Origin of the sequence: Micrococcus sp. HG099 (assembly GCF_024723355.1) — a bacterium.
Taxonomy (GTDB): domain Bacteria; phylum Actinomycetota; class Actinomycetes; order Actinomycetales; family Micrococcaceae; genus Micrococcus; species Micrococcus endophyticus.
On sequence record NZ_JANQCJ010000271.1, the window covers coordinates 1 to 864 of the forward strand.

The window sequence follows — 864 nt, forward strand, 5'->3', positions numbered from 1 at the left end:
CTCGGCGGGGCCGGTCCCGGTGCCGCGGCGACGACGGCGCAGCGCCAGCACCCCGACGGCCACCAGCCCCAGCACGAGCGCCCCCAGCGCGGCCCACTGCCAGGCCGGCCGGTCCGCGAACAGCGACTCCTCGTCCTCCTCCGCCAGGGCGCGGACCTGATCCGAGGGCGTCGTGTGCGCGACGGCGGTGCGCACCAGCGCCTCCAGCGCCCCGGTGTGCTCGGTGCCGGGACGGGCGTCGCGCAGGTCCGCCTCCAGCCGGGACACCAGGTCCGGGCCCGGGGTGACCCCGGTGCCCGTGGCGAGGTGGACGACGGGGGCGAGGGCGCCGTCGTCGTCCGCGGGCGGGAGCATCACGGTGGTCATCACCCACGGCGGGTCCAGCAGGGGGAAGCCGTCCGGGCCGGTGCTCGGCGGGTCCTCGGGCATGCCCGTGCGGTACTCCAGGACCATGGCGCGGGCCGTGGCCTCGGCGTCCGCGCGCATGGCGGCCTCGTCCGCGCCCGGGTCCGCGACGTCCACGGTGAGCATGACGATCCGGCCCTCGAGCGGCAGGCTGCGGGCCAGCATGATGAGCGTGTTCTGGTCCACGTACGGCTCCTCCGGGTTGAGCACCGCGAAGTGGATGCTCTCCGTGAGGATGCCCAGCGACGGCACCACCCGGCCGTCCGCAGCGAGGCGGTCGCCGAAGCCGTGCTCGTCCGAGTCCAGCGGGACCAGCGACGGCGGCGGGGTCGAGTGCGCCGGCCCGCCCGGGGCGGACGGGTAGACCGGGGTGGGGGCGGCGGCTGCGGGTGCGGGTGTGGCGAGGGCAGGGGCGGGCGTGGCGGCTGCGGGGGCGGGCGTGGCGGCGGGGGCAGGGGC

General features: G+C 78.1%; 1 protein-coding gene. It reads right to left on the bottom strand.

Features of this window, described 5'->3' with window-relative positions; genetic code table 11:
• A partial coding sequence (locus NWP10_RS12165) for a hypothetical protein (protein WP_258301076.1) occupies nucleotides 1-864 on the bottom strand: 864 nt, incomplete at both ends.